A 22,852-nucleotide genomic window follows, 5' to 3' on the forward strand; every position below is an offset into this window, starting at 1 on the left:
AGGCCCATCACCATGCGCTTCCATCCTTCCACCGTGCAATCCACCACCGACACGCCCCTGGGCCAGGTCTGGCTGGCGGCGTCGCCCCTGGGCCTGTGCGGTCTGTGGTTCGATGGCCAGCGGCACCTTCCCAATGCACTCCCCACCTGGCCCCAGGCGCCGCAGCACCCGGTGCTGCGCGAAGCCGCCCAGCAGGTGCAACAGGTGTTGCGTGGCGAGCGGGCAGGCTTTGACCTGGCCTTGGACCTCGGCGGCGGCACGCCCTTCCAGCAGGCGGTGTGGCAGGCCCTGCTGCGCATTCCGCGCGGCCAGACGGCCAGCTACGGCGCGCTGGCACGCTCCATCGGCAAAACGCAGGCCGTGCGCGCTGTGGGTGCGGCGGTGGGGCGCAACCCGCTGAGCGTGGTCGTTCCCTGCCACCGCGTGCTGGGCAGCGACGGCAGCCTCACGGGCTATGCCGGTGGGCTGGAGCGCAAGCAGGCGCTGCTGCGCCTCGAAGGAATTGCCATGAAAGCCTCTGCATGAGTTCTGCTGCATCCACCACCCGCCCCGTGTCCGAATGGATCGGCGAGTTTCTGCTGCTGTCCGCCCTGTGGGGGGCATCGTTCCTGTTCATGCGCCTGGGCGCTGCGGAGTTCGGGCCGCTGCCCACGGCGGGCCTGCGCGTAGGGCTGGCCACGCTGTTCCTCTGGCCCATCCTGCTGCACCAGGGCCAGTGGCCGGCCTTGCGGCGCCACTGGCGGCCGGTGTTGTTGTCGGGGCTGCTCAACTCGGCCATACCGTTTGCGCTCTATGCCTGGGCGGTGCTGCACATCACCACCGGGCTGGCGTCCATCCTCAACGCCACGGTGCCGCTGTTTGGCGCACTGGTGGCCTGGGTGTGGCTGGGCGACCGCATCCAGCGGGTGCGCTGGCTGGGCCTGGGCATTGGCTTTGTGGGCGTGGCGCTGCTGGCCTGGCGCGCGCCCGGCGGTGCGGGCATCAAGTCGGCAGCGGCGCCCTGGGCCATTGCGGCCTGCCTGGGCGCCACCACCTGCTATGCCCTGGCGGCCAGCTTTGCGCGGCGCTACCTGCAAGGGGTTCCGCCCCTGGCCACGGCCACCGGCAGCATGCTGGGCGCCGCACTGGCATTGCTGGTGCCCATGGTGTGGTTCTGGCCCGCGGTGATGCCAGGGCTTCGGGCCTGGGCGGCCATTGTGGCGATTGCGGTGCTGTGCTCGGGCATTGCCTACATCCTGTATTTCCGGCTGATCGCCCATGCCGGGCCCAGCCGGGCACTGGCGGTCACCTTCATGGCACCGGTGTTTGCCGTGTTCTACGGCGCGGTGTTCCTGGGAGAACCGGTCACCGGTTGGATGCTGGGGTGCGCCGCGGTGATCGTAGGCGGCACACTGTTGTCAACAGGACTCATCCGGAGGCGCTCCAAGGCTGCACAAGGGGTGGAACGGCCCTAAACTCGGGGGCATGTCCGCCGCGCCGTTTCCGCCCAGTCCTGCTCCGCTGTCTGCGCAGGCCTCTGGCATGGAGCACGGCACTACGCCATCCGCACCCCGCCCGGAACATTTCAGAGCCATCTACGATGCGTTGCCGGACCCGGCGGGCATTACCCGCGTGGCCGACGGCATGTACCTGGAGGTCAACCCAGCGTTTTGCCAGCTGCTGGGCATGTCGCGCGAGCAGATCCTGGGGCGTACGTCCACCGAACTCAGCATCTGGGCCACCAACCAGGAGCGCAGCAAACTGGTGACCACGCTGCAGCGCGAAGGCAAGGTACAGAACCTTCCGCTGAACGCCCAAAGCAACGGACAGGTCATCCCTGGCAATATGTCGGCCCAGCCGGTGCGCATTGGTGATGAAGACTGCATGGTGTTTGTCTTTCACGATACCAGCGAGGAAACCCGCATCCGCACCGAGCTGCTGGCCAAGAATGCCGCACTCGACCAGGCCGGGCGCATGGCGCAACTGGGCTACTGGGTGGACGAGCGCGGCAAGGGCCTGGTGTTCTGGTCGGACGTCTGCTACGACATCCACGGCCTGCCCAGGGGCTCCGCCCTGCCCAAGGACTACATCAACACCTGCGTGACGCCGCGCTGGCGCAACGAGATGCGTCGGCGCATTGCCGACTGCCTGCTGCACCACACGCCCTGGAGCATGGACGTGGAGATCCAGCGGCCGGACGGCACGGTCATCTGGGGCCGCGCCCGGGGCGAACCCGTGATCGAGAACGGCCGCGTGCTGTGCATCCGCGGGGTGATGCAGGACATCGACGAACAAAAACGTGCTGAACAGCGCCTGCGCCAGTCCGAAGAGCGCTTTTCGCGCATCTTCCAGATGCTGCCCTATCCCATGGGAATCTCTCGGCGTGACGACGGGGTGTACCTGGAGGTCAATCCCGCCTGGGAGGCCATGTTTGGCTACTCCCGCCAGGAAGCCCTGGGGCGCAGCGTGACGGAGTTGGGCATTCTGGGTGCACAAGACCGTGCAGACCTCTTGGTCGCAGCGCAGAGCAGCCAACTGCTCGAGTCCTACGAACTGCAAGTCACCCTGCGCAACGGCGAGCGGCGCACCTGCCTGCAGTCCATGCGCGCCACCGAGTTCGACGGCCAGCCCTGCTGGCTGTTTGCCTTGCAGGACATCACTGGCCGCAAGCACCAGGAAGAGGAAGTGCGCGAGCGCGAAGCCTTGCTCTCGCTGACCTTGTCCACGGCCGCGGTGGGCCGTTGGGACTGGAACCTGCACACCGGCATGATTTCCGGAGACGAGCGCTGGCGCAGCATGCACGGTCTTGCTGCGGGGACCATGAAAGGCCCCGCCTTCCTGTGGACCGAACCGCTGGGCCCCGAAGAAGTGCTGCGCGTGACCACCGAAGTGACGCGCCACGTCAACCAGCCCGAGACCCCGTTCGACACCACCTTCTGCATCCGCAGACCGCACGAAAAAGAGCGCTGGATACGCAACCTGGGCAAGGTGGTGAGCCTGGACGCCGAAGGCCAACCCGAGCGCATGCTGGGCATTGCATTGGACGTCACCGCCCAGCACGAGCAGGAAAATCTGCTGCGCCGCCTGGCGCACTACGACACGCTCACCGGCCTGCCCAACCGCGTGATGCTGGCGCGCAAGCTGGCCGACGCCATGGATCAGGCCCATTCCGTGGGCGCGCTGCTGGGCGTGGCCTACCTGGATCTGGACGGCTTCAAGCCCGTGAACGACCGCCTAGGCCACGATGCCGGTGACCGCCTGCTGGTGGTGGCCGCACAACGCATGGTCCGCTCCTTGCGCCCGCAGGACTGCGTGGCCCGCCTGGGGGGCGATGAATTCGCCATCCTGCTGCCGCAGGTGCACAGCGTGCAGGAGTGCCGCCAATTGCTCCAGCAGGCCATGCAAAGCATTGCCTCGCCCTACCAGTTGGGCAGGCACCGCGTGGGCGTGACGGCCAGCATTGGCTACACGCTGTACCCGCAGGACGATGCCGACGCCGACACCCTGCTGCGCCATGCCGATCAGGCCATGTACGCGGCCAAACAGGCCGGACGCAACCGGCTGCACGAGTTCGACACCTCGCAGGAGCGCCAGTCGCGCAAGGTGCGCGAGCAGATCCAGCGCCTGCGCGAAGCGCTGGTGCGCGGCGAGTTCGAGCTGTTCCTCCAGCCCAAGGTGGACATGCACCGGGGCACCGTGGTGGGTGCCGAGGCACTGGCCCGCTGGCGGCACCCGGAGCAAGGCGTACTGGCGCCCGGAGCCTTTTTGCCCCAACTGGAGGGCACCGAGCTGGAAGTGCCCTTTGGCGCCTGGGTGCTGCAGGCAGGCCTGCTGCTGGCGCGGGCCTTGCAGAACCAAGGCCTGCCTTTGCCCGTGAGCGTGAACGTGTCCGCACCCCACCTGCAGCAGCCGGGGTTTGCACGCTGGGTGGCGGCCGAACTGGCGCGCCACAGCGATGTGCCCCCCGACATGCTGGAGATCGAGATCACCGAAACCGCCGCGCTGTACCACATCGATGCCGTGGCACAGACCCTGGCCGACCTGCGCCAACAAGGCGTGGGCGTGGCGCTGGACGACTTTGGCACCGGCTACTCTTCGCTCACCTACCTGCGGCGGCTGCCGCTGTCCACGCTCAAGATCGACCAGAGCTTTGTGCACGGCATGATGGACGACGCGGGCGACCTGGCCATCGTGCAGGGCGTGATCGGGTTGGCACGCTCCTTTGGCTACCGCGTGATTGCCGAGGGCGTGGAAACCGTGGACCAGGGCCAGATGCTGACGCAGATGGGCTGCCACCTGGCGCAGGGCTACCACATCGCCCGCCCCATGCCGCTGGGCGAATTTGTGGCCTGGAGCCGCCACTGGCAGTGCCCGCCGGAATGGAAGCGCTGACGCAGCGCCACACTCCCACATACACATAAAAAAATGGCTGCCAGCGCCCGTCAAAAGGACGCAAGAAGCTATTGATTTGATAGCAAAATCAGGCTTCGACCAGCGCCTTGACCTGTTGCAGTGCGGCGGGGTCTTCCATGGTCGTCAGGTCGCCGGGGTCACGCCGCTCGGCCACGGCTTGCAGGGCGCGGCGCAGCAGCTTGCCGCTGCGCGTCTTGGGCAGCGTGGTCACGAAGTGCACACGGGCCGGGCGGGCCACGGCGCCCATCTGGCTGTCCACCAGCTTCATCACCTCGGCTTCGAGCTGGGCACGTGCCTCGGTGGATTCCATCGCGGCCGCGTTCTTGGGCACGGCAAAGGCCATGGCCACCTGGCCCTTGAGCTGGTCGGCCACGCCCACCACCGCCACCTCGGCAATGTTGGCGTGCGAGGAAATGCACTCCTCGATCTCGCGCGTGCCCAGGCGGTGGCCGGCCACGTTGATCACGTCGTCGGTGCGGCCCAGGATGAAGTGGTAGCCGTCCGCGTCGCGGATGCCCCAGTCAAAGGTGCTATAGACCAGGCGGCCGGGAATGCTCTTCCAGTAAGTGTTGACAAAGCGCTCGTCGTCGCGCCACACGGTCTGCATGCAGCCGGGGGGCAGCGGTCCCTCGATGGCGACCACGCCCTTCTGGTTGGCGCCGGTCAGTTCCTCGCCCGTGGCCTCGTCGATCAGCTTGACGTTGAAGCCGTACACCGCCTTGCCGGGGCTGCCAAAGCGCGTGGATTGCTGCTCCACCCCGTTGCACAGGGTGAGGATGGGCCAGCCGGTCTCGGTCTGCCAGTAGTTGTCGATGATGGGCACCTGCAGCGCATCGCTGATCCACTGCGCCGTGGGCTCGTCCAGCGGCTCGCCCGCCAGCCACAGGGCCTTGAGGCTCTTGACGTTGTACTTGGCCAGGTAGGCCGGGTCCTGCTTCTTGAGCACGCGCACCGCCGTGGGTGCCGAGAACATGTGCGTGACCTGGTACTTCTCGACAATGCTCCACCAGATGCCTGCGTCGGGGCGAATGGGCAAGCCCTCGTACATGATGGTGGTCATGCCCGCCAGCAGCGGGCCGTAGATGATGTAGCTGTGCCCCACCACCCAGCCGATGTCGCTGGTGGCAAAGTAGGTCTGGCCCGCCTGGGCGTTGAAGATGTGCTTCATGCTGGCCGCCAGCGCCACAGCGTAGCCGCCCGTGTCGCGCTGCACGCCCTTGGGCTTGCCGGTGGTGCCGCTGGTGTACAGCGTGTAGCTGGGGTGCGTGGCGTCCACCCACTCGCAGGGCACGGTCGCATTCAGGTGCTGCTCGCGCAGCGTGGCCCACAGGTGGTCGCGCCCCTGCACCAGATCCATGGGCACCAGGCCCCGGTCCACCAGCAGCACGCTGCTGGGTTTGTGTTTGGACAGGCGGATGGCTTCGTCCAGCAGCGGCTTGTAGGGCACGCCCTTGCCGCCGCGCGAGCCCGCGTCGGCACTGACCACCACCACAGGCTCCGCGTCTTCGATGCGCGAGGCCAGCGAACCCGAGGCAAAGCCGCCAAACACCACCGAGTGCAGCGCGCCAATGCGCGTGCAGGCCAGCATGGCAAAGGCGGCCTCGGCGATCATGGGCATGTAGATCAGTACGCGATCACCCTTTTTCACACCCAGCGACAGCAGGCTGGCGGCCATGCGCTGCACCTCGGCGTGCAGCTCGGCAAAGCTGTAGCTGCGCTCGGAATCGGTTTCGGTGGAAATGGCCACCAGTGCGGCTTGGCCGGCGCGGTCCTTCAGGTGCCGGTCCACCGCGTTGTGGCACAGGTTGGTGGTGCCGCCCACAAACCAGCGTGCAAACGGCGGGTTGCTGTAGTCGCAAATTTGCTGGGGCGGCGTCTGCCAGTCGATCAGACGGGCCTGCTCGGCCCAGAAGGCGTCGCGTTGGTCGATGGAGTTGCGGTGGAACTCGGCGTAGCTGCTCATGGGTGGGGTCTCCTTGGCCTCGAATCCTGCCGGTGACACAGGTTTTGAATTCATAATTATTCATGACGGGCTTGCGGGAATCTGACGGGACAGGGCCAGCGCCCTGCCCATCCGCGCCCTCAATCGCCCAGACAAATGCCCAGATCGCGTGCGGTCTGCACGGTGTCGCCGTCCAGCGGTACGCCTTTCATGCGGCCCGCCACCTCGGCCAGCGGCACGTACTCCACGTTGGGGAACGCGAGCGACACCATCACGCCCGACAGCCCTTCTTCGAGCGCGCGCACCGCCGCCGTGCCAAAGCGCAGCGCAGCCAGCCGGTCGAACGAGGTGGGCGAGCCCCCGCGCAGCAAATGGCCCAGCACCACCACGCGCGCATCCTTGCCGGTGCGGTACGCCAGTTCGCGCGCCACCTGCTCGCCCATGCCACCCAGGCGCTCGGCATGTCCGGCCTCCGCAGGTGCACTCAGCGCCCGCTGCCCATCGCGCGGGAAGGCCCCTTCGGCCACCACCACCAGCGAATACATGCGGCCCAGCGCATCGCGGGCCTGGATCTGATCCACCACACCCGCCAGGTCGAACGGGATTTCGGGCAGCAAAATGGCATGCGCCCCCCCGGCAATGCCCGCGTGCAGCGCAATCCACCCGGCATAGCGCCCCATCATCTCGACCACCATGATGCGCTGGTGGCTCTCGGCCGTGCTGTGCAGGCGGTCCAGGCATTCGGTGGCAAACGACACCGCTGTGTCAAAGCCAAAGGTGGTGAAGGTCTTGTCCAGGTCGTTGTCGATGGTCTTGGGCACGCCCACCACACGCAGGCCCTTGCGGTGCAGCTCGTGCGCAATGGAGAGCGAGCCATCGCCGCCCACGGTGACCAGCGCATCAATGCCGTTTTGGGCAAAACACGCCACCAACTCATCGGAGCGGTCACGCTCGCCCATGCTGCCGTCGGGGTTGCGCACCGGAAAGTGGAACGGATCGCCCTTGTTGGTCGTGCCCAGAATGGTGCCGCCCAGGTGTGAAATGCCGCGCACCCGCTCGTGCGTGAGCGGCACCAGCCCGCCCTGCGGGTAGCGCTCGGGCACCAGCAGGCCGTTGTAGCCGTCGCGAATGCCCACGCACTCCCAGCCCCGGCGCAGCGCAGCCGACACCGTGGCGCGGATCACGGCATTGAGGCCCGGCGCGTCCCCGCCCCCGGTGCTGATGGCAATACGCCGGATCGGTGCGCCCGTCATCGCTGTTGCCGCGCCCAGAACCAGCGCAAAAAGGCCACGGCCCCCAGGTCAGCCGCCCCCGTCAGGCCCAGCGCCAAGGCCAAAAACGGCGCCGTCTGCGCATCCAGCCACGCCGGCGGTTGCAGCCAGAACCACAGGGCGCCAGCGCACATCAGCACCGCGCTGATAGCCAGCACCCCCAGAATGAGGCGGTACTGCGGCGCCAAAGCGGGCTGCTGCATCTGCTGCGCAGCGCGCGGGTCACGAAAATCCACTGTCATACCTGCTCTCCCCTGGTGATCCTTGGACAGGTTCACACGGTACAACGCCCGGCCTTATTTGACCAGCGCCAACACGTCCTTGAAAGCCGGGTGCTCACACGAGCGCAGCCACTCGAAGCACACCATCTCGGTGGTCACCAACTCGGCGCCCGCACCGGCCAGGCGGTCGTAGGCGGCGTCGCGGTTGCGCTCGGTGCGCGAGCCGCAGGCGTCCGTCACCACCCAGACCTCGAACTCGTCCTCGATCAGCTCCAGCGCCGTCTGCAACAGGCACACATGGGCCTCGCACCCGGCCAGCACGATGCTGGGGCGCTCAGGCTCGCTCTGCGCGGTTTTCTGCAAATGCTTGGGCAGGCTGCGCGCATTGCCTGCGGGCAGGCGCGCCGGGGGCCGCAGCAGCGCGGCCAGCCCATCGGGCACGGCGCTGAAGTGCATCTTGGGCAGCGTCTTGCGGCACAGCGCGCGCAAGTCTGCGTCGTTGGGCCCCAGGCGCGTGGGGTTCTGCTCCGTGCCCCACAAGGGCACATCCAGCAGTTGGGCCGCCTGCGCCAGGCGCCGTGCATTGGCCAGCACCGCCGCACCATCGTGGATGGCGGGCATGAGCTTGGCCTGGAAGTCCACCAGCACAAGCTGGGATTCGGTGGCATCGAGAAGCATGGCAGGTTCTTTCTGTCAGAAGGTGCAATGGGACGATTGTCGCAGCCAAGGCGCCCCGCCCATGGCCTTGCGCCTGCTGCGCACCCTACATGGCCCAGCGGAACGGCGCCCTGATGCGCCTGCCCGCCAGAGCCAGCGAGGCACGGTTTCCGTGCACGGTCAGCGTGAACGGCTCCACCCGCCCGTCGCCACCGCCATAAACCAGCACCAGTTCCTGGCGGCGCGGGTCAAACACCTGGACCCTGAAATTCCCACGCAGGACAACGCCTTGCGCGTCCCCCAGCCTGTGGAACGTGACACTGGCCACCACGGGGCGGTCGGTATCGCCGATTTCCAGATCCAGCACATAGCCCCCGCCGTCAAACGACAGGGACGAAGTCGCGTGAGCCGCCAGGCAGAAGGTGGCGATGGCGGTTATCCAAAGGTGCTTGCGTGTGAGAAACAGAGCGGCCTCCTGTCCGGCACGTTTACAAACACGACCTGCCAACGTCGAAGCTCAGCGGGCGGCGAAGCCGTCCGCTGGAGCGAAAGGTTGAAGCGTATGTCAGCGGAGGCGTGTGCCATCTGGGTTGATCGCATCTTCATCGCGCCTTGTTGGGTAGTACCGCTTCTTGTGATCCATCTCGTAGAAGAGAACTCCGTGGATTCCATTCACCTCAGCCTTGGCAACTCGACGCTGCCAAATTGCGGCGAACGCATGGTCCAGCTCCCTCCGTGATGCACGTGCCATCACTTCGTCAATGAACGCCACATCTTGCCCGGCCAGAAAAATCATTGCGAACTCGTCATCGGTCGCAGCAAAGATGTCGTAAACCGCGTTGTCCGCGCCGTCGATGACTTGGATGTTCTTCATGCGCTTCAACTTTGATGTAAACGGCAATTCACCGGATATGCCAGACAGCCGCCGGATAACGTGGCGCCGAGAAAACCGAAATATCTTTTGATTTCATGTGTTTACGCTCGCAAGCTGGATACATGAACAGGTATCACAAAAACACCAAAGTCGCCGCAGCGCCTCCCTTGAAGTCCACGCATTTGCTGAATCAGGTTCGCGAGTGCATCTGTGATCTGCACTATAGCCCCGAGACCGAAAAAACCTGTTGCACCCCCCGCGCCAGTTCCGTCTCCATAAGCACGGTGTTGGTCGGATGCGCCACGCAATCCGTGCTCCAGAACTGCTCCACGCCTGCCGCATGCAGCGCAGCCAGGGCGTCGACGTCGATGAGGGCATGGGTGACCGCCACGTCCACCGAGGCAGCGCCGGCCGCGAGCAACAGGCGCGTGGCCTGGGCCAGGGTGTGGCCGGTGCTGGCCATGTCGTCGAGCAGCACCACCGCCCTGCCCTGCACGTTCACGGGCGGTAACTGGATGGTGACGCTGCGGTCGCCGTGGCGTTCCTTGGTGCAGACGGCGTGATCCAGGCCGTGGCGGGCGGCGGCCTGGGCCACCCATTGGGCGGATTCGCCATCAGGCCCCACGAGCAGCGCGCCGGGGCGCTGCTGCACGATCCAGTCGGCCAGCAGCGGGGCGCCGCTGAGCACCACGGTGTGCGCTGCGGGCACGGCTTCGTGCAGAGTGGCCACGCGGTGCAGGTGCGGGTCCACGGTGACCACGGCGTCGAACAGGCTGGCCAGGAAGGGGCCGACGATGCGCTGGCTGACCGCCTCACCGGGGTGGAAGGCGATGTCCTGGCGCATGTAGGCCAGGTACGGCGCCACCAGTGTGAGGTGCTGCACGCCCAGGCCGCGCGCGGCGCGGGCGGCGAGCAGCAGTTCGATGAGCTTGTCGTTGGGCTGGTGCAGGCTGCGCAGCAGCACGGCGCGCTCGGGCAGGAGGCCGCTGGCGTCCACGGGCAGGGTGAGCTTGAGTTCGCCATCAGGAAAGCGGTGGCGGGCGATCTCCAGCGCCGGGAGGCCGCTGGCCTGGGCCAGGCGCTGGGCGGCGGCGCGCTCGTCGTCAAAGTGCAGCAGGCAGGCGGCTGGGGCAGTGGGTGACGGAACCATGCTCAGAACTCCACAAAGACGTGGGGCACCTCATCGGCGCCGCCAATGCGGTAGCCGTTGGCGCGGTGGCAGGCCTGGCGGGCAAATTCCAGGTCGGCGGGGAAGTCGGCGTGCACGCGGTACAGGGGCTGGCCGCTCTGCACGGTGTCGCCCAGCTTGCACAGCAGGTCCACGCCCGCGCCCTGCACCTTGGGCGCACCGGCCAGGCGGGCGATGCGGGCGATCTGCTGGTTGTCGATACCGGCCACCACCCCGGCAGCGGGGGCGCTGATCTCAAAATGCAGCGCGCCCAGGCGGGGGTTGTTGTGGTCAAAGTCCTTGCCGCCCTGCGCGGCGATGATGGCTTCCATGCGTGCCAGGGCGCGGCCGGAGTCGAGGATGTCGCGCGCGATGCCGTAGCCGTCGCCGCCGCGCACGTCGGGGTCGCACTCGATCAGGCGGCCGGCCAGGCGCAGGGCCTTCTGGCGCAGGTCGTTGGGGGCGCGGGGGTCGTTTTCGAGCACGCGCATCACGTCGCGCGCCTCCAGCACCGGGCCAATGCCGTTGCCGATGGGCTGGCGCCCGTCGGTGATGACCACGTCCAGCGACAGCCCCAGGCGGTGCGCCACATATTCAAACAGGCGGCGCAGGCGCTGGGCCTCGGGCATGGAGCGCACCTTGGCCGTGGGGCCGATGGGGATGTCGAGCACGAGGTGGGTGGAGCCCGCCGCGATCTTCTTGGACAGGATGGACGCCACCATCTGCCCCGGCGAGTCGATGGAGAGCGGCCGCTCCACGGAAATCAGCACGTCGTCGGCGGGCGAGAGCTGCGCCGTGCCGCCCCAGGCCAGGCAGCCAAGATGGTCGCGCACCAGGGTTTGCAACTGCTCCAGCGGCAGTTCCACATTGGCCAGCACCTCCATGGTGTCGGCCGTGCCTGCGGGCGAGGTGATGGCGCGCGACGAGGTTTTGGGGCACAGCATGCCGTGCGCCGCCACGATGGGCACCACCAGCATGGAGGTGCGGTTGCCCGGAATGCCGCCAATGCAGTGCTTGTCCACCACCAGGGGCTCGTGCCAGTCCAGCCGCTGCCCCGTCTGCACCATGGCGTCGGACAGGAAGAACACCTCCTCGCGGTCGAGTTCGTCGCGGTTGCAGGCCACGACGAAGGCGGTGAGCTCGATCTTGGAATAGCGGTGGTCGGCAATGTCGCGCACGATGGCGCGGAAGTCCTCGCGTGCCAGGCGCTCGCCGGCAATCTTGCGGAACAGCGCGCCCATGGATTCGGGCGGCTCGGCCTGCGCCACGGCCACCTTGTAGCCCGGCTCCACGCCCAGTTGCGCAAAGGCGTCTTCCGACAGGCCCAGCTCGTGGCAGCCGACGATGGCCGGGTCGTCCACCACGTTCACCGTGGCCAGGATGCGCCGACCATTGGCGCGCACCTCGATCTTGGACAGGGCCTGGAAGCCCTCAGCACGGTACACGGCGCAGTCGCGGTTCAGGTAGGCCACGTTCTCGCGCCAGGTGTCTATGGCCACGCGGCGCACGGCCAGGCGCGAGACTGCGGCGCTCTCGCCATTTCCATTGCCGGAGGCTGCTGGCGGGGGGGAATTCAGGGGGGTCGTCATACAGCAAGCCTACACCCGAAATCCCCCCTGGGCACCCCTTGGGTACCCCTGGAGCCTCCCTCGAAACCCCCAAGATATGCTGAGTTTGCTATATTTTTAATAGCTGCTTGCGCAATACACATAAGCGCTGAAGCCATATTTTTTATCAGTATGCGTTTACCCTGTCTGGAGCCTCCGCGCAGTCGTGGTACCCTTGCGCCCCATGTCACGCTGGCTTTACATCCTGGTGCTCGCCCTCAGCACCACCGCCCATGCAGCCCCCGGTTCCGCGCCCACAGAGGCGCAAGAGCCCTTCCAATGGGACAAGAATCTGCGCAGCCAACTCGCCGAGTTGGGCCACAACGTGGCCGACCAGGCCCATGTGGTGGCAGACCGCACCACAGACTTAGTGACCACCGCCATGGGTTTCCTGGGTGTGCCCTACCGCCGTGGCGGCAACAGCGCCGAAACGGGTTTTGACTGCAGCGGCTTTGTGCGCAACATCTACCATCAGACGCTGGGCCTGTTGCTGCCGCGCCAGGCGTCCGAACAGGCCGCCAGCACCCAAAAGATCGACAAGAAAGACCTGCAACCGGGTGACCTGGTGTTCTTCAACACCATGCGCCGCGCCTTCAGCCATGTCGGCATCTACGTGGGAGACGGCAAGTTCATCCACTCGCCGCGCAGCGGCGGCAAGGTGCGCGTGGAAGACATGCAGGAAAGCTACTGGCAAAAGCGCTTCAACGGCGCCCGCCGCGTGGCACCCGAGGCCCAGGCGGGCAATGCACAGGCCGCCGCGCTGCAGGCCGCAGCAGCCGAAATCCAGGCCACCCATACCCCGCGTTAAGGCGCTGTGTGCGCCGCCTCCCCACTGTGGCCTCGCACAAGACTCCCCCAGCGCTCTCTGGCGGCATTGCCCCTCGCGCACACGACCGCCAGACCCTGCAAAGTCTGCTGACCCAACGCAACCAGCAACCCGAGCAGCGGGCGCAGATCGACGACGCCATCACCCAGGCCTTTGTGCGCCCGGTGGCCATGCTGGTGCTGGACATGTGCGGCTTCTCGCGCATCACAGCCAGCCACGGAATCATCCACTTCCTGGCGCTGATCCACCGCATGGAGCATGCCGCCCGCCCCGCCATTGCGGCCAACGGCGGCGAAGTGGTCAAGCAAGAAGCCGACAACCTGTTTGCCGTGTTCACCCACCCCCAGAACGCCCTGGAAGCGGCACTCGACATCCTGCGTGCGCTGGACGCCATGAACACGGTGCAGCCACCCGAATCGCAGCTCCTGGCCAGTGTGGGCATTGGCTATGGGCCCACGCTGGTGGTGGCGGGCAAGGACCTCTTTGGCCACGAGATGAACATGGCCTGCAAGTTGGGCGAGGACATCGCCGGCCCCGGCGAGGTGTTGCTGACCCAGGCCGCCTGCCGCGACCTGGAGCCTGGCCGCTATCTGCTCTACCCGCTGCAGGAACGCATGGGCGGCATGGACATGCCTGCATTCCGCTATGTGGCCAGCCTGCACGAAAGACCCTTGCCCGGTGCGCCCATCAGCGACGCCTGACGCGCACATGTCGCAAGGCTGCGCTACGCTTGAGTCTCTTTTTGAAAGGACGCTCCATGCTCTCTGTGATTGGTTCCCTGCTCATCGGCCTGGTGGTGGGCTTCATCGCACGCGCGCTCAAGCCGGGGGACGACAAGCTGGGCTGGATCATGACCGCGCTGCTGGGCGTGGCAGGCTCCTTCGTGGCCAGCTACGCAGGCCAGGCCCTGGGCTGGTATGGCCCAGGCGAGGCGGCGGGATTCATCGCCTCGGTGGTAGGTGCCATCGTGCTGCTGGTGGTGTACGGCCTGGTCAAGGGCAAGGGCTGAACCACAGCCTCCACCACCCATGGCCCTGAAGCCCCGCACCCGCAAACCGTCGCGGCAAGACGGCCCGCCGGACGACCCGGTGGCGGCCTCTGCCGACCCCGCCCTGCTGGCCGCCGCCCAGCGCGCCCGCAAGATGCTGCACCGGCGCGCGCTGACCGCCGCCGCCGCCAGCGTGGTGCCCGTGCCGGGCCTGGACTGGGCCGTGGATGCCGCCCTGCTCTCGCGCCTGCTGCCGCGCATCAATGCCGAGTTCGGGCTCACGCCCGAGCAGATCGACCGGCTGGACCCCAGCCAGCGCGAACAGGTGCACAAGGCCGTGGCGCTGGTGGGCTCGGCACTCATCGGCAAGCTCATCACGCGCGACATGGTGCTGCGCCTGACCAGCGCGGTGGGCATGCGCCTGACCACCAAACAGGCCGCCAAGTACGTGCCGCTGGCGGGCCAGGCACTCTCGGCCACACTGGGCTACGCCACGCTGCGCTACCTGGGCGAGCAGCACATCCGCGACTGCATGCAGGTGGCACAGGCGGCGCATCTGCAACTGCCAGCGCCAGATGCTACAAAATAAATAGCACCCAGCGCTTGCTGAATAAGCGCCAGATCCTGATTTCTAATACATTGCCATGTGCCGTACGCGGCGCATAAAACCGGCGCGGCCCAGGCCAGCAGCCGCCGTGCAAGGGCCGCCCCGCCGCACGGGCGGCGTCCCCCTTCCCGGCGACAGCCGAGAGAAGGGGGAAGCGGCGCAGCCGCTCAGGAGGTTGTTCGCTTCTTCAAGCCCACTCACACTCGCAGGTGAAGTGGCGCAGGAACTTGGGCTGCTTGGTGATCTTCACGCCGCGGATGCTGGCGGCCTTTTCCTTGACCTCGGCGATCACCTCGGCGGCATAGTCGAAGTGGCTTTGCGTATACATGCGGCGCGGGAACGCCAAGCGCACCAGCTCCATGCTGTGGTAGGTCTCCACGCCACTGTCGAGCCGCTTGCCGAACATGACCGAGCCAATCTCCACGCCGCGGATGCCGCCCTCTAGGTACAGCGCGTTGCACAGCGCCCAGGCGGGGTAGTGTTCCACCGGCATGTTGGGCAGCACGGTCTTGGCGTCGATATAGACCGCGTGGCCGCCCGTGGGCTTGACGAAGCCCACGCCCGCCGCCTCCAGGCGCTCGCCCAGGTACTCGGCAGTGCGCAGGCGGTAGCGCAGGTAGTCCTCCTCCATGCCCTCCTCCAGGCCCACGGCCAGGGCTTCGAGGTCGCGCCCGGCCATGCCGCCGTAGGTGGGGAAGCCTTCCATCATGATCAGGCCGTTGCGCACGGCGTCCAGCCATTCCTCGCTGCGCAACACGATGAAGCCGCCGATGTTGACCATGCCGTCCTTCTTGGCGCTCATGGTGGCGCCGTCGGCGTAGGAGAACATTTCCTTGACGATGTCGCGGATGGGGGTGTTCTCGTAGCCCGGCTCGCGCATCTTGATGAACATGGCGTTTTCCGAGAAGCGGCATACGTCCATGATGAAGGGCTTGCCGTATTTTTTGAGCAGCGCGGCGTAGGCACGGATGTTGGCCATGGACACGGGCTGGCCGCCGCCGGTGTTGTTGGTCACGGTGATCATGCCGAAGGGAATGCGGTGGCCCTGCTCCTTGAGCACCGCCTCGACACGCGCGAGGTCGATGTTGCCCTTGAACGGGTAGTCCAGCGCGGGCTGCAGGCCCTCGGGGATCACCAGGTCCACGGCCTCCACGCCCATGTATTCGAGGTTGCCGCGCGTGGTGTCGAAGTGGCAGTTGTTGGGCACCAGGTCGCCCGCCTTGCAGGTGGCGCCGAAAAGCACTTTCTCGGCCGCGCGGCCCTGGTGCGTGGGCACGAAGTACTGCATGCCGGTGATGTCCTGGATCACTTTTTCCAGGCGGTAGAAGCTGCGCGCGCCGGCGTAGCTCTCGTCGCCTTCCATGATGGCACCCCATTGCCTGGACGACATGGCGCCGGTGCCGGAATCGGTCAGCCAGTCGATCAGCACATCCTCGGCGCGCAGCTTGAAGACGTTGAGCTTGGCCTCTTCGAGCAGGCGCTCGCGCTCGGCACGGGTGGTCATGCGGATGGGTTCCACACTTTTGATGCGGAAGGGTTCGATCAGGGTTTTGGGCATGTGTGCTCCTGGTTTGTCTTGGTCAGGGGCGCAAAGTTATCACCGCGAAAAAACCCATGGTGTCGGTTATTTCCAACGCCCACCAAAAAATTTCGGGCCCTGCCTCCACCGAGGTCAGCGCCCGAAAAATCAAGATCAAAACCTGCCGAAATGCCTGCAGATATTGCGCAAGCAGCTATCAATAATATAGCAACCAGGCCGCGCCGCGACGGCCCTGGCTCATGCCAGTGGCTGCGCCTGCGACTGGCCCGTCAAGCGCTGCACCAGCCCTTGCGCAAGCCGGTTGACGATGCCGTAGATGGACAGTTGCGGGTTGGCCCCCACGCTGGTGGGGAACAGCGAGCCGTCGTGCACCGAGAGGTTTTCCACCTGCCAGTGCACGCCATCGGGCCGCACCACGCCCCGCTTTTCGTCAGCGGCCAGGCCGCAGCCGCCCATCACATGGGCGCTGACCACCTTCGTCAGCAGCGGCTTCATGGGCAGTTGCTCTATGGCGGCCTTGGCCTGCGCCCAAGTGGAGTAGAGCGTGGCCATTTCGTGCACCGGCAGCACCTGCTGGGCGCCGGCGGCAAACTGGATTTCGGCCATGGCCAGCATGGCGCGGCGGGCGCCGTCCATCACGTAGTCGGTCAGCGGGTAGTCGAGCACGGCCGAGCGGTCGCCGCGCAGCTTGACGCGCCCGCCCTGTGCCTGCTCGTGGAAGCCGTCGCGCAGCAGCGCCAGCAGCACATGGGTGTGCGGGAACTGGCGCAGCAGATCGGCCTGGGGCTGTCCCATGCCGGGCAGGGTGGTGGCCAGGATCAGGGGGTGCAGCGGCGGCGCCTCCAGCTTGAAGCCCATGGGGCCGTCGATGGCCTGGGTTTCCAGAAAATGGTCGGTGCACAGCGACTGCGGGGCACCGGTCCAGCCCTCCACGCGCTGCTGCATCAGTGCGGCGGTCATCACCACCGGGTGCAGGAAGGTGCGCTGGCCCAGGCGGCCATGCGGGTCGGGCGCCTGGGAGCGCAGCAGCACGGCGGGCGAGTTGATGGCCCCGCCCGACAGCACGTAGTGCTTGGCCGTGATGCGCGTGCGCGCTGCATCGCCCGCCACGGTGCTGTTGAGCTGCACGCCCACGCAGTGCAGGGCCTGCACCTTGCCCGAGGCCACCTCCAGGCGCTCGGCCCGCGTTTGCACCAGCAGCGTGGCGCCCTGCTCCAGCGCCACGGGCAGCGTGGTGACCAGCATGGACTGCTTGGCGTTGGTGGGGCAACCCATGCCGCAGGAGCCCAGGTTCCAGCAGCCCTGCACGTTGCGCCGGATCGATTCGACCGGAATGCCCAGCTTGACCGCCCCGGCGCGCAGCAACTCGTTGTTCTCGTTGGGCGGCATCTGCCACGAAGACACGTTGAGCCTGCGCTCGGCCTGCTCGAAGTACGGCTCCAGCGCCTGCTCGTTGTAGTCCTTGAGCCCAAAGTGCTGCGCCCAGAAGCCCAGGGTGGAAGGCGGCGTGCGGAAGGAGCTGGTCCAGTTCACCGTGGTGGAGCCGCCCACGCAGCGCCCCTGCAGGATGGATATGGCCTTGTCCTCGGTCTTGCGGCTGGCGCTTTCCTGGTAGAGCTGCGGGTAGGCTTCGGACTCGCGCTGGCGGAAGTCGCTGCTGCTGCGCAGCGGGCCTTCTTCGACGATGACCACGGACAGCCCGGCACGCGCAAGCAGTTCCGCCGTGATGCCCGCGCCCGCGCCGGAGCCGATGATGGCCACGTCACAGCTCAGCGTTTCGGGCACCGCGCCGTGCGGACCGCCGCGCACTTTCCAGCCGCGCTGCAGCCCCTCGCGGATGGGGTCAGGTAGTTTGCTCATGGGATGAAAGGCTCAGATGTCCTGGGGACCGGGGTAGCCGACCACGGCCCAGGTGGTTTCTTCGGAGAAATACGCGCCGCCCACGATCTCGTGCAGCGCTTGGTAGGCCTGCTGGCGCAGGGTCAAGCGCGAATAGCGCATGTCGTTGAGGGCCGCCATCACCTGCTCGGGCGTGGCCTCAAGCCAGCCCGTGGAGAGCCCGGCCAGCGCCACCCGCCCGGCACTGCTGCCCAGCAGGCCCACCAGTTGCGACAGCTCGTCCACCACATGCGGCGGCAGGTTCTGCGCCAGGATATCCACCCGGTCGGCCATGCCCTCCAGGGCTTGCCGCTGCTCCGCTGGATCTGGCGGCAGCGTGCCCTGCAAAATGGCACGGCCCACACCGATGAACAGCGCGCGCCCGGCGTCCGTCAGGCGCCGCTGCACCAGGCCAGGCTGCACCAGCATGGCGGCACCACCCGCGAGCGCCAGCACCGTGCCCGAGACCAGGCCCAGCTTCAAAAGGGTTCGTCTTTGCATCGTTCGACTATCGCACGCACCAAAGCCAAGGCTCTAGACGCAGCCGCCTAGAGGGGATTGGGGTTTTCATCGATGACGCAGCCACGGCCTGGGGAAGCCCATGACCCTCTGAAAAGCCCCTCGCACCATCGCTTGCGCCGCGCCATGCACAATGGGACACCCGCAGTTCTGTTGCCCTGCGGCATGTCACCCACACCCCATGCTTGCTTCAGACCGACCACGCCATTGGCTCATGAAATCCGAGCCTGCCGAGTGCTCCATCGACGACGCGCTGGCCGCCCCGCAGGCCACCGTGCCCTGGATCGGCGTGCGCAACTACCAGGCCCGCAACTTCATGCGCGATGCCATGCGCGTGGGCGACGGCGTGCTGTTCTACCACTCCAGTTGCGCCTTGCCCGGCATTGCGGGCATGGCCCGTGTCGCGTCGCTCCCGCGGCCCGACCCCACGCAGTTCGACCCGTCATCTCCCTACTTCGACCCCCGGTCCAGCGCCGAGAAGCCACGCTGGGTGCTGGTGGACGTGCAGGCCCTGCGCAAGACACGCACCATCGGCCTGGCCGAGCTGCGCAGCATCCCACCACTGGCGGGCATGGGCGTGCTGCAAAAAGGCAGCCGCCTCTCGATCACCCCGGTCAGCCCACAGGAGTGGGAGACCATCGTGGCACTGGCAGACCATGGCTGAAGACTTGTCCAAGTCGCTGCTTGTGGTGTACCACTCGATGACCGGCGGCACCCGCCAGATGGCCCAAGCCCTGTGCGACGGCGCGGCGCAAGAGAGCGGCGTGGCCGTGCGCCTGCTGCATGCCTCGCAGGCCCATGCGGCGGATGTGCTGGCCGCCGATGGCCTGGTGTTTGCCACACCGGAAAACCTGGCCGCCATGAGCGGCCAGCTCAAGGACTTTTTCGACCGCTGCTACTACGACGTTCTCGACCAGGTGAACGGTCGCCCCTATGCCACCCTGGTGTGCGCGGGCAGCGACGGCCAGGGCGCCGTGCGCCAGATCGAGCGCATTGCCACCGGCTGGCGCCTGCGCGCGGTGGCACCCGCACTGGTGGTGTGCACGCACGCACAAACGCGCGAAGCCATTGCGGCCCCCAAGCACATCGCGCCAGACGACCTGGCGCGCTGCCAGGCTCTGGGCGAAGCGCTGGCGGGCGGGCTGGCGCTGGGCGTGTTTTGATCGGCGTGCTCTGATCGGCCAGGCGGGCTCTACCCCGGCATGCCCGTCCACTGCCTGCGGCTGGTGCGCAAGCGAAAGCGCTGGCGGTAGGCACCCGGCGTGACGCCCGCCACGCGCGCAAAAATGCGCCGAAAACGCCCCACATCACCGTAGCCACACTGCTGCGCCACAGCCTCCACCGTGAGGTAAGTGACCAGCGCCGAAACCCAGGCCCTGGCGCGCGGCTATGTGGCGGGCTACAACCGCTACCTGGCAGACCATGGCGCCCAACTGCCCGAGGCCCGCCGGGGCAAGCCCTGGGTGCAGCCCATGACGCTGGCCGAATACCGCCGCATGGCCGAGATCACGGCCGTACAGGCCGGCGCTGCCGCACTGGCCGACGGCCTGCTGGGCGCGCAGCCGCCCCAGCCCGCAGCCAAGGCCGCGCAGGCCAGCACCCAGCCGGTGGACCTGGCCGACGCCGCCCAGGCCATGCGCGAGCTGGGCCTGCTCGACTCGCCCCTGGGCTCCAATGCCTGGGCCTTTGGCAAGGAGGTGACCGCCAACGGCAACGGCATGCTGCTGGGCAACCCGCACTTTCCGTGGAGCGGGCCCAACCGCTTCTACCAACTGCACCTCACCATTCCGGGCCAGATCGATGTGATGGGCGCGGGCATTGGCCCCTACCCCATGGTGTCCATCGGCTTCAACAAGGACGTGGCCTGGTCGCACACCGTCTCCACCGGCAAGCGCTTCACGCTGTACGAGCTGCAACTGGCCGAGGGTGACCCCACCACCTACCTGGTGGACGGCAAGCCCGAGAAGATGACATCGCGCACCATCGCCGGGCGCACGCTGTGGTCCACCCGCTGGGGGCCGCTGGTGGTCATCCCACGCGCGGGCCTGACCTGGAACGCCCAAACCGCCTATGCCCTGCGCGACGCCAACGTCGGCAACACCCGCATGATGGACGCCGCCCTGGCCTTTGCGCGCGCCCGCTCGGTGGACGACATGCGCCAGGCGCACGCAGGCCTGGGCCTGCCCTGGGTCAACACCCTGGCCGCAGACCGCGACGGCCGCGTGCTGTACGCCGACGTGAGCGCGGTGCCCGACGTGGACGCCGCGCAGCTCGAACGCTGCACGCCCAGCAAGCCCGCCACCGCGCTGCGCATGGCCGCCGGGCTGGTGGTGCTCAATGGCGCGCGGGCCGACTGCGCCTGGCAACAAGACCGCCGCTCGCCCGTGCCGGGGCTGATCCCCATCGAGCGGATGCCCATCGCCCTGCGCACCGACTGGGTGCACAACAGCAACGACAGCTTTTTCTACACCCACCCGGCGCAAAAGTTCGAAGGCATCTCGCCCCTGGTGGGCGACGCCCGCCTGACGCGCCCCCGCACCCGCGCAGGCCTGGCCGAAATCCCCGAAATGCTGGGCCGGGGCAAGGTCACGCTGCAGGGCATGCAGGAGCAACTGTTCCAGAACCGCAACTTCATGGCCTCGGTCATCGTGCCCGACCTGCGCGCCGCCTGTGCCCAGGCACCCAGCAGCGAAGCGCGCGAAGGCTGCGCCGCCCTGCAGGGCTGGAACCTGCGCAACGAGGTGGATGCGCGCGGCGCCCATGTGTTCCGCGAGTTCTGGCGCAATGCGCGCAACATTCCGGGCGTGTACCGCGTGCCCTTCGACCCCCAACAGCCCGTCGCCACCCCCGCAGGGCTGAAGATGGACGATGCCGCCGTGGCAGCCAAGGTCTGGGGTGCGCTGGAGACCGCGGTCAAGGCCATCAAGGCCGCAGGCTTTGCGCTCGATGCCCCGCTGGGCAGCGTGCAGCGCCCAGCCATCACCGAGGCGCCCATTGCGCTGCACGGGGGCGACGAATTCGAAGGTGTGCTCAACAACCTGGGCCGCCAGGAACCCGCGCCCATCAACGCCCAGGGCCTGCGCATCGACTACGGCAGCAGCCATGTGCAGACCGTCACTTTTGACGCGCGCGGCCCGGTGGCACAGGCCATCCTGACCTACGGACAGTCCACCAACCCGGCATCGCCCCATGCCACGGACCAGATGGAGCTGTTCTCGCGCAAGCAGTGGCACACCCTGCCCTTCCACCGCGCAGACGTGCTCCAGGCCCGCGTGGGTGAACCGCTGCGGCTGACTGTACGGCCCTGAAGCCCGTCCCCAGCGTGCGCGGTGTCAGGCTGGCACCGCGCCGCCACTGCTGGCACGCAGGTGCTGCACCAGCGCGCTGGCAAAGCCCGACAGCTCTACCCCCTGGCGCACGCAGACCTGCAGGTCGCGCTGCGCCCAGGGCTCGTCCAGCGCCACGACCACCGGCGGCTCGCTCAGGCCCGCACGCGGCACGGCACTGCGTGGCACCAGGCCGATGCCCACGCCCGCACCCACCATGCGGCACACCGCCTCAAAGCTGCGCACCTGGATGCGCACATCCAGGTGCCGCCCCAGCGCCGCCGCCGCGTTCATGGTGAAGGTGTGTATGGCCGAGCCCGAGTGCAGCATGACAAAGGCCTGGTCCAGCACCTCGGCAAAGGCCACTCTGGCGCGCTGCGCCAGGGCGTGGCCCTGCGGCACGATGAGCACCAGCCGGTCCTGCCGGTAAGGCCACAGCACCACGCCCGCGCCCTGGGCGCCTGCGTCGGCCAACACGCCCACGTCAATCTCGCCATGCGCCACGGCCATGGCAATCTCGGTGCTGGTGCGCTCCTCCAGGCTCACGCTCACCTGGGGGTGGCACTTGAGAAAGCCCGCCAGATCGTCGGGCAGATAGCTGTGCGTGGCATGCGTATTGGCCCACAGGCTCACCTGGCCCCGAATGCCGCTGGCATAGGGCGACAGCTCGGCATGCATTTGTTCGATGCAGGCAAACACCTGGCGCGCATGGCGCAGCAGCGCCTCGCCCGCACGCGTGGGCTCCAGCCCGCGCGGCTGGCGGTCGAACAAGGGGGTTTGCAGCGCATCTTCCAGCCGCCGCAAGCGGTGGCTGGCCGACGATGGCGCCAAAAAGGCCCGCGCCGCACCGCGCGTGAGGTTGCGCTCCTCGGCCATGGCCACGAACAGGCGCAGATCGGTCAGGTCGTAGTCCACAGCACACCATTCGTTAAATACGAACACAGGCTTGTATTATCACCGATGGTGCGCCGCCACAAAACGCGCCATTATTGCGGCCATGCTTTGTTGGCCTTGGCGCGTGGCGCCAAAGCGTTCG

The 22,852-nt window shown here is 67.3% G+C and carries 23 protein-coding genes; 10 read left to right on the plus strand and 13 right to left on the minus strand.

The window, feature by feature from the left end:
- Nucleotides 1-12: 12 nt before the first annotated feature.
- Genes MJ602_RS07090 through MJ602_RS07100 form a run of 3 tightly spaced genes read left to right on the plus strand, consistent with a single transcriptional unit; the run spans nucleotide 13 to nucleotide 4,371 of the window.
- Nucleotides 13-525 (plus strand): methylated-DNA--[protein]-cysteine S-methyltransferase, encoded by a 513-nt coding sequence (locus MJ602_RS07090; protein ID WP_243020141.1) that lies wholly within the window; start codon nucleotides 13-15, stop codon nucleotides 523-525.
- Nucleotides 522-1,454: a DMT family transporter gene (locus tag MJ602_RS07095; RefSeq protein WP_243020142.1), complete on the plus strand. Its 933-nt coding sequence runs from the start codon at nucleotides 522-524 to the stop codon at nucleotides 1,452-1,454. Before MJ602_RS07090 ends, MJ602_RS07095 begins: the two co-directional genes overlap by 4 nt.
- A gap of 10 nt (nucleotides 1,455-1,464) precedes the next feature.
- Nucleotides 1,465-4,371, plus strand: a complete 2,907-nt coding sequence (locus MJ602_RS07100; protein ID WP_243020143.1) for a bifunctional diguanylate cyclase/phosphodiesterase — start codon at nucleotides 1,465-1,467, stop codon at nucleotides 4,369-4,371.
- An 88-nt stretch (nucleotides 4,372-4,459) separates the two neighbouring features.
- Here the strand turns inward: MJ602_RS07100 and MJ602_RS07105 are convergent, their stop codons facing one another.
- The 8 genes from MJ602_RS07105 to MJ602_RS07140 form a co-directional block, all read right to left on the minus strand.
- Nucleotides 4,460-6,409, minus strand: a complete 1,950-nt coding sequence (locus tag MJ602_RS07105; RefSeq protein WP_279235917.1) for a propionate--CoA ligase — start codon at nucleotides 6,407-6,409, stop codon at nucleotides 4,460-4,462.
- A gap of 65 nt (nucleotides 6,410-6,474) precedes the next feature.
- Nucleotides 6,475-7,587, minus strand: a complete 1,113-nt coding sequence (locus MJ602_RS07110) for a 6-phosphofructokinase (RefSeq protein WP_243020144.1) — start codon at nucleotides 7,585-7,587, stop codon at nucleotides 6,475-6,477.
- The gene (locus MJ602_RS07115) at nucleotides 7,584-7,847 is read right to left on the minus strand and encodes a hypothetical protein (RefSeq protein ID WP_243020145.1); all 264 of its coding nucleotides are present in this window, start codon (nucleotides 7,845-7,847) and stop codon (nucleotides 7,584-7,586) included. Before MJ602_RS07115 ends, MJ602_RS07110 begins: the two co-directional genes overlap by 4 nt.
- A gap of 54 nt (nucleotides 7,848-7,901) precedes the next feature.
- Nucleotides 7,902-8,504 (minus strand): isochorismatase family protein, encoded by a 603-nt coding sequence (locus MJ602_RS07120; RefSeq protein ID WP_243020146.1) that lies wholly within the window; start codon nucleotides 8,502-8,504, stop codon nucleotides 7,902-7,904.
- Nucleotides 8,505-8,589: 85 nt separating this feature from the next.
- Nucleotides 8,590-8,991 (minus strand): hypothetical protein, encoded by a 402-nt coding sequence (locus tag MJ602_RS07125; protein ID WP_243020147.1) that lies wholly within the window; start codon nucleotides 8,989-8,991, stop codon nucleotides 8,590-8,592.
- A gap of 57 nt (nucleotides 8,992-9,048) precedes the next feature.
- Nucleotides 9,049-9,357 carry a hypothetical protein gene (locus MJ602_RS07130; RefSeq protein WP_162016335.1) on the minus strand — a complete coding sequence of 103 codons (309 nt, stop codon included), beginning with the start codon at nucleotides 9,355-9,357 and terminating at the stop codon, nucleotides 9,049-9,051.
- Between the two features lie 220 nt (nucleotides 9,358-9,577).
- On the minus strand, nucleotides 9,578-10,507 hold the full coding sequence (locus tag MJ602_RS07135) for a ribose-phosphate diphosphokinase (RefSeq protein ID WP_243020148.1): 930 nt from the start codon (nucleotides 10,505-10,507) through the stop codon (nucleotides 9,578-9,580).
- 2 nt (nucleotides 10,508-10,509) lie between these two features.
- Complete coding sequence (locus MJ602_RS07140; RefSeq protein ID WP_423246691.1) at nucleotides 10,510-12,114, minus strand: thymidine phosphorylase family protein; 1,605 nt, start codon at nucleotides 12,112-12,114, stop codon at nucleotides 10,510-10,512.
- A gap of 202 nt (nucleotides 12,115-12,316) precedes the next feature.
- Between MJ602_RS07140 and MJ602_RS07145 the strand changes: the two genes are divergently transcribed.
- The 4 genes from MJ602_RS07145 (at nucleotide 12,317) to MJ602_RS07160 (ending at nucleotide 14,535) form a co-directional block, all read left to right on the plus strand.
- Nucleotides 12,317-12,940 carry a C40 family peptidase gene (locus MJ602_RS07145; RefSeq protein ID WP_243020149.1) on the plus strand — a complete coding sequence of 208 codons (624 nt, stop codon included), beginning with the start codon at nucleotides 12,317-12,319 and terminating at the stop codon, nucleotides 12,938-12,940.
- Nucleotides 12,941-12,948: 8 nt separating this feature from the next.
- Entirely contained in the window at nucleotides 12,949-13,659 is a 711-nt protein-coding gene (locus tag MJ602_RS07150; protein WP_243020150.1) for an adenylate/guanylate cyclase domain-containing protein, read from the plus strand.
- Between the two features lie 56 nt (nucleotides 13,660-13,715).
- Entirely contained in the window at nucleotides 13,716-13,967 is a 252-nt protein-coding gene (locus MJ602_RS07155) for a GlsB/YeaQ/YmgE family stress response membrane protein (protein WP_162016338.1), read from the plus strand.
- Between the two features lie 133 nt (nucleotides 13,968-14,100).
- Nucleotides 14,101-14,535 (plus strand): hypothetical protein, encoded by a 435-nt coding sequence (locus MJ602_RS07160; protein WP_243020279.1) that lies wholly within the window; start codon nucleotides 14,101-14,103, stop codon nucleotides 14,533-14,535.
- Between the two features lie 205 nt (nucleotides 14,536-14,740).
- Here the strand turns inward: MJ602_RS07160 and MJ602_RS07165 are convergent, their stop codons facing one another.
- The 3 genes from MJ602_RS07165 to MJ602_RS07175 form a co-directional block, all read right to left on the minus strand.
- Entirely contained in the window at nucleotides 14,741-16,111 is a 1,371-nt protein-coding gene (locus tag MJ602_RS07165; RefSeq protein WP_243020151.1) for a tryptophanase, read from the minus strand.
- A gap of 219 nt (nucleotides 16,112-16,330) precedes the next feature.
- A complete protein-coding gene (locus MJ602_RS07170; protein ID WP_243020152.1) occupies nucleotides 16,331-17,953 on the minus strand; it encodes a GMC family oxidoreductase in 1,623 nt (540 codons plus the stop codon).
- Nucleotides 17,954-17,965: 12 nt separating this feature from the next.
- Entirely contained in the window at nucleotides 17,966-18,472 is a 507-nt protein-coding gene (locus MJ602_RS07175; RefSeq protein WP_162016341.1) for a hypothetical protein, read from the minus strand.
- Between the two features lie 232 nt (nucleotides 18,473-18,704).
- Here MJ602_RS07175 and MJ602_RS07180 point away from each other — a divergent pair, with 232 nt between their 5' ends.
- Nucleotides 18,705-19,154 (plus strand): EVE domain-containing protein, encoded by a 450-nt coding sequence (locus MJ602_RS07180; RefSeq protein WP_423246692.1) that lies wholly within the window; start codon nucleotides 18,705-18,707, stop codon nucleotides 19,152-19,154.
- A complete protein-coding gene (locus tag MJ602_RS07185; RefSeq protein ID WP_243020154.1) occupies nucleotides 19,147-19,653 on the plus strand; it encodes a flavodoxin family protein in 507 nt (168 codons plus the stop codon). Before MJ602_RS07180 ends, MJ602_RS07185 begins: the two co-directional genes overlap by 8 nt.
- A gap of 29 nt (nucleotides 19,654-19,682) precedes the next feature.
- Here MJ602_RS07185 and MJ602_RS07190 read toward each other — a convergent pair whose 3' ends face one another.
- On the minus strand, nucleotides 19,683-19,823 hold the full coding sequence (locus MJ602_RS07190) for an AraC family transcriptional regulator (RefSeq protein ID WP_243020155.1): 141 nt from the start codon (nucleotides 19,821-19,823) through the stop codon (nucleotides 19,683-19,685).
- 19 nt (nucleotides 19,824-19,842) lie between these two features.
- Between MJ602_RS07190 and MJ602_RS07195 the strand changes: the two genes are divergently transcribed.
- A complete protein-coding gene (locus MJ602_RS07195; protein WP_243020156.1) occupies nucleotides 19,843-21,798 on the plus strand; it encodes a penicillin acylase family protein in 1,956 nt (651 codons plus the stop codon).
- 24 nt (nucleotides 21,799-21,822) lie between these two features.
- Here the strand turns inward: MJ602_RS07195 and MJ602_RS07200 are convergent, their stop codons facing one another.
- The gene (locus MJ602_RS07200; protein WP_243020157.1) at nucleotides 21,823-22,758 is read right to left on the minus strand and encodes a LysR family transcriptional regulator; all 936 of its coding nucleotides are present in this window, start codon (nucleotides 22,756-22,758) and stop codon (nucleotides 21,823-21,825) included.
- Between the last annotated feature and the right edge of the window lie 94 nt (nucleotides 22,759-22,852).

Source organism: Simplicispira sedimenti, assembly GCF_022760965.1.
Taxonomy (GTDB): Bacteria; Pseudomonadota; Gammaproteobacteria; order Burkholderiales; family Burkholderiaceae_C; genus Simplicispira; species Simplicispira sedimenti.

Coding starts and splice junctions, on each gene's coding strand:
- MJ602_RS07095 (WP_243020142.1), top strand. CDS start 522: ATGAGTTCTGCTGCATCCACCACCCGCCCCGTGTCCGAATGGATCGGC.
- MJ602_RS07185 (WP_243020154.1), top strand. CDS start 19,147: ATGGCTGAAGACTTGTCCAAGTCGCTGCTTGTGGTGTACCACTCGATG.
- MJ602_RS07160 (WP_243020279.1), top strand. CDS start 14,101: ATGCTGCACCGGCGCGCGCTGACCGCCGCCGCCGCCAGCGTGGTGCCC.
- MJ602_RS07110 (WP_243020144.1), bottom strand. CDS start 7,587: ATGACGGGCGCACCGATCCGGCGTATTGCCATCAGCACCGGGGGCGGG.
- MJ602_RS07170 (WP_243020152.1), bottom strand. CDS start 17,953: ATGAGCAAACTACCTGACCCCATCCGCGAGGGGCTGCAGCGCGGCTGG.
- MJ602_RS07140 (WP_423246691.1), bottom strand. CDS start 12,114: ATGACGACCCCCCTGAATTCCCCCCCGCCAGCAGCCTCCGGCAATGGA.
- MJ602_RS07165 (WP_243020151.1), bottom strand. CDS start 16,111: ATGCCCAAAACCCTGATCGAACCCTTCCGCATCAAAAGTGTGGAACCC.
- MJ602_RS07145 (WP_243020149.1), top strand. CDS start 12,317: ATGTCACGCTGGCTTTACATCCTGGTGCTCGCCCTCAGCACCACCGCC.
- MJ602_RS07130 (WP_162016335.1), bottom strand. CDS start 9,357: ATGAAGAACATCCAAGTCATCGACGGCGCGGACAACGCGGTTTACGAC.
- MJ602_RS07120 (WP_243020146.1), bottom strand. CDS start 8,504: ATGCTTCTCGATGCCACCGAATCCCAGCTTGTGCTGGTGGACTTCCAG.
- MJ602_RS07115 (WP_243020145.1), bottom strand. CDS start 7,847: ATGACAGTGGATTTTCGTGACCCGCGCGCTGCGCAGCAGATGCAGCAG.
- MJ602_RS07180 (WP_423246692.1), top strand. CDS start 18,705: ATGAAATCCGAGCCTGCCGAGTGCTCCATCGACGACGCGCTGGCCGCC.
- MJ602_RS07175 (WP_162016341.1), bottom strand. CDS start 18,472: ATGCAAAGACGAACCCTTTTGAAGCTGGGCCTGGTCTCGGGCACGGTG.
- MJ602_RS07090 (WP_243020141.1), top strand. CDS start 13: ATGCGCTTCCATCCTTCCACCGTGCAATCCACCACCGACACGCCCCTG.
- MJ602_RS07105 (WP_279235917.1), bottom strand. CDS start 6,409: ATGAATTCAAAACCTGTGTCACCGGCAGGATTCGAGGCCAAGGAGACC.
- MJ602_RS07155 (WP_162016338.1), top strand. CDS start 13,716: ATGCTCTCTGTGATTGGTTCCCTGCTCATCGGCCTGGTGGTGGGCTTC.
- MJ602_RS07100 (WP_243020143.1), top strand. CDS start 1,465: ATGTCCGCCGCGCCGTTTCCGCCCAGTCCTGCTCCGCTGTCTGCGCAG.
- MJ602_RS07135 (WP_243020148.1), bottom strand. CDS start 10,507: ATGGTTCCGTCACCCACTGCCCCAGCCGCCTGCCTGCTGCACTTTGAC.